We start from the raw sequence: 4,430 nt of genomic DNA on the forward strand, positions 1-4,430 counted from the left end.
CACGCCTCTTCACGCTTTGCATGTTGAGTTGGGTGGTAAGTTGGTTGATTTTGCTGGGTGGGAGATGCCTGTTCAGTATCCATTGGGGATTATGGGGGAGCATAAGCAGTGTCGTGAGAAGGCGGCGGTGTTTGATGTGAGCCATATGGGTCAGGTGATCCTGAAGGGTGAGAATGTGGGCGAGAAGCTGGAAGCTTTGTGCCCGCAGGCTTATGCGACGCTGAAGGAAGGCAAGGCGCGGTACGGGTTCTTTACGAACGCAGAAGGCGGGATCATGGACGATTTGATCGTGTCGAATGCGGGGGATCATTACTTTGTGGTGGTGAACGCGGCGCTACGGCATCAGGACATTCCGCATATGCGCGAACATCTCGACGGTGTTGAAGTGATCGAGATCTTCGACCGGGCACTGGTGGCGGTACAGGGCCCTGCGGCGGAAAACGTTGTGGGCGAGCTCTGCCCTGCGGCGCGGGATCTGAAGTTCATGGAAACCACGGTGGCCGATATCAACGGTGTCGAATGCCGCATCTCGCGGCTGGGCTATACCGGCGAGGACGGGTACGAGATCTCGATCCCCGAGGACAAGGCGATAGAGATCACCAAGGCCTTCCTGGCGCATGAAGATTGCGCGGCGGCCGGTCTGGGCGCGCGCGACAGCCTGCGGCTGGAAGCGGGCCTGTGCCTTTATGGCAATGACATCGACCAGAGCACTTCGCCGATCGAGGCCTCCCTGGCTTGGGCGATCCAGAAGCGCCGCAAGGAAGAGGGCGGTTTCCCGGGCGCAGACCGTGTGCAGAAGGAACTGACCGAAGGTCCCGCCAAAAAGCTGGTGGGCATCAAGCCCGAAGGCCGCGCACCGGCGCGTCAGGGCGTTGAGATCCAGTGCAGCAATGGCAATACAATCGGCCAGATCACCTCGGGCGTGTTTGGCCCCACCGTGGGTGGACCGGTGGCGATGGGCTATGTCGCGGCAGGTCATACCGAGCCGGGCGAGACGGTGAACCTGATCATCCGGGGCAAACCGCAACCGGCGCAGATCGTGGCGCTGCCCTTTGTCACCCAGAATTACAAGCGTTGAAGTCAGGAGAGAGAGACATGGCAACCTATTATTCCGAAGAACATGAATGGCTGGCTGTTGAGGGCGACACCGCCACGCTGGGCATCACTAAACACGCCGCCGAGCAGTTGGGCGACGTGGTGTTCGTGGAACAGCAGGAAGCAGGCGACGAGTTCGAAAAAGGCGGCGAGATCGGCGTGATTGAATCCGTCAAGGCCGCGTCCGAGCTTTATGCGCCGGTCGATGGCGAGATCACAGAGGTGAACGAGGCGCTGGCCGACAATCCCGGTTCTCTGAATGACGACCCCGAAGGCGAAGCCTGGATCTACAAGATTAAGATCGCGGATGCCGCGCAGCTCGAAGATCTGATGGATGAGGCCGGCTACAAGGCCTTCATCGGATAAATCCAAATGGCGGGTCCTCGCACGGGTCCGCCCCTTCATCTGGCTAAAAATACTCCCGCCGGAGGCTCCCGCAGTCTCCGCCGGGTCTGACCTATCCTTGAGGAGCGCACACATGGCCTTCAAACTGACCGATTACGAAGCCTATGACTTCGCCAACCGCCGCCATATCGGGCCCAGCCCGACCGAGATGCGCGACATGCTCAAGGTGATCGGCTTCAAGACACTGGACCAGCTGATCGACGCCACCGTCCCCCCTGCGATCCGGCAGAAAGAGCCGCTGGACTGGGGCCCGGCGATGACAGAACGCGACGCTCTGTTCCACATGAAAGAGGTGGCGAGCAAGAACAAGGTTCTGACCTCGCTGATCGGTCAGGGTTATTACGGCACCACCACGCCGGCGCCGATCCTGCGCAACATCCTGGAAAACCCGGCCTGGTACACGGCCTATACGCCCTATCAGCCCGAGATCAGCCAGGGCCGCCTTGAAGCTCTGCTGAACTTCCAGACCATGGTCAGCGATCTGACCGGGCTCGATGTGGCCAACGCATCCCTGCTGGACGAAGCCACAGCTGCGGCGGAAGCGATGGCCATGGCCAAGCGCGGTGGCCGGTCCAAGGCCAACAATGCAGCCTTCTTTGTCGACAAGAACTGCCACCCGCAGACCATCGCGGTCATTAAAACCCGCGCCGAGCCTCTGGGCATCGAGGTGCAGGTGGCTGATCCGGACACGCTGGACGCAGGCGCCGTCTTCGGTGCGATCTTCCAGTATCCCGGCACCCACGGCCATGTGCGTGACTTCACCAAAGAAATCGCCGCTCTGCATGAACACAAGGCCATCGCAATTGTCGCCGCCGATATCCTGTCGCTGGCGCTGCTGAAGTCACCTGGTGAGATGGGCGCGGATATCGCCATCGGCTCGACCCAGCGCTTTGGCGTTCCGATGGGCTATGGCGGGCCCCATGCTGCTTACATGGCGACCACCGACAAGCTGAAGCGCTCGATGCCGGGCCGGATCATCGGTGTCAGCATCGACAGCCGCGGCAACAAGGCCTATCGCCTGGCGCTGCAGACCCGCGAACAGCATATCCGCCGCGAGAAAGCCAACTCGAACGTTTGCACTGCGCAGGCGCTGCTGGCGGTGATTGCCTCGATGTATGCGGTGTATCACGGTCCCGATGGCATCAAGGCCATCGCGCAATCGGTGCACCGCAAGACCTCGCGCATGGCTGCCGGTCTGGAAGAGGCGGGCTTCTCGGTTGAACCCGAGGTATTCTTCGACACCATCACGGTCGAGGTTGGCCATCTGCAGAACGTCGTGATGGAGGCCGCAGTGGCCCGCGGCGTCAACCTGCGTAAAGTGGGCGACACGAAAGTGGGCATCAGCCTGGACGAACAGACCCGCCCCGAGACCATCGAGGCGGTCTGGGGGGCCTTTGGCATCGATCGCAAGGATGACAGCTCGAATAAGCAGTACCGCCTGCCGGATTACGCGCTGCGCGAAAGCGAATACCTGACCCATCCGATCTTCCACAAGAACCGGGCCGAGGCCGAGATCACCCGCTATATGCGCCGTCTGGCCGACCGCGACCTGGCGCTGGACCGGGCGATGATCCCACTGGGCTCCTGCACCATGAAGCTGAACGCCACGATCGAGATGATCCCGGTCACCTGGCCCGAGTTCGGCAATCTGCACCCGTTTGTGCCGCAAGATCAGGCGCAGGGCTATCACGAGATGATCGACGATCTGAACGACAAGCTGTGCCAGATCACCGGCTATGACGCGATCTCGCAGCAGCCCAACTCGGGCGCGCAGGGTGAGTACGCGGGCCTTCTGACCATCCGCAACTATCACTTCGCCCGGGGCGAAGGGCAGCGCAATGTCTGCCTGATCCCAACCTCGGCGCATGGCACCAACCCGGCCTCGGCCCAGATGGTGGGCTGGCAGGTTGTGCCGGTGCAGGCGGATGACAAGGGCAACATTGACCTGAACGACTTCCGCGCCAAGGCGGAAAAGCACTCGGATCATCTGGCCGCCTGCATGATCACCTATCCGTCCACCCATGGCGTGTTCGAGACCACCGTGCAGGAGGTCTGCCAGATCACCCATGATCACGGCGGTCAGGTCTATATCGACGGCGCCAACATGAACGCCATGGTTGGCCTGGCCCGTCCCGGCGATGTGGGTGGCGATGTCAGCCACCTGAACCTGCACAAGACCTTCTGCATCCCGCATGGCGGCGGTGGCCCCGGCATGGGCCCGATCGGCGTCAAGGCGCACCTGACCGAGCACCTGCCCGGCCACCCGGAATACGGCACCGCCGTGGGTCCGGTCTCGGCGGCACCGTTTGGCTCTCCGTCCATTCTGCCGGTCAGCTGGGCCTATGTGCTGCTGATGGGCGGCGCGGGTCTGACCCAGGCCACGAAAGTGGCAATCCTGAACGCCAACTACATCGCGGCGCGGCTCAAGGATGCCTATCCGATCCTCTACACGTCCGAGACCGGCCGGGTGGCGCATGAGTGCATCCTCGACACCCGACCCTTGGACGAGGCGGCGCATGTCAGCGTCGATGACATTGCCAAACGTCTGGTCGATTCCGGCTTCCATGCTCCGACCATGTCCTGGCCGGTGGCCGGCACCTTGATGGTAGAGCCCACGGAATCAGAACCCATGGATGAGCTGGACCGCTTCTGCGACGCCATGCTGTCGATCCGGGCGGAAGCACAGGACATCATCGACGGCAAGATCGACGCGGAAAACAACCCGCTGAAAAACGCCCCACACACGGTGCGCGATCTGGTGGGCAGCTGGGACCGCCCCTATACCCGCGAACAGGCCTGCTTCCCTCCGGGCTCCATGGGCGTCGACAAATACTGGTCCCCCGTCAACCGCGTCGACAACGCATACGGAGACCGAAACCTCATCTGCACATGCCCTCCAATGTCAGAATACGAAGAAGCCGCAGAGTAAA

General features: G+C 61.8%; 3 protein-coding genes. All 3 read left to right on the forward strand.

Translation table 11 applies throughout. From position 1 onward, the window contains the following. Window positions 1-1,078: glycine cleavage system aminomethyltransferase GcvT (gcvT, locus tag G7G_RS0110370; protein WP_010441177.1), on the forward strand; the 1,078-nt coding region annotated here is incomplete at its 5' end. A gap of 17 nt (window positions 1,079-1,095) precedes the next feature. Next, a complete protein-coding gene (gcvH, locus tag G7G_RS0110375) occupies window positions 1,096-1,461 on the forward strand; it encodes a glycine cleavage system protein GcvH (RefSeq protein WP_010441179.1) in 366 nt (121 codons plus the stop codon). Between the two features lie 112 nt (window positions 1,462-1,573). Further along, complete coding sequence (gene gcvP, locus G7G_RS0110380) at window positions 1,574-4,429, forward strand: aminomethyl-transferring glycine dehydrogenase (RefSeq protein WP_010441180.1); 2,856 nt, start codon at window positions 1,574-1,576, stop codon at window positions 4,427-4,429. The last annotated feature ends 1 nt before the right edge of the window (window position 4,430 follow it).

Origin of the sequence: Ruegeria conchae (assembly GCF_000192475.1) — a bacterium.
GTDB lineage: Bacteria > Pseudomonadota > Alphaproteobacteria > Rhodobacterales > Rhodobacteraceae > Ruegeria > Ruegeria conchae.

Bases quoted from the DNA above. Each gene is read 5' to 3' on its own strand.
- gcvH (WP_010441179.1), top strand. From the start codon at position 1,096: ATGGCAACCTATTATTCCGAAGAACATGAATGGCTGGCTGTTGAGGGC.
- gcvP (WP_010441180.1), top strand. From the start codon at position 1,574: ATGGCCTTCAAACTGACCGATTACGAAGCCTATGACTTCGCCAACCGC.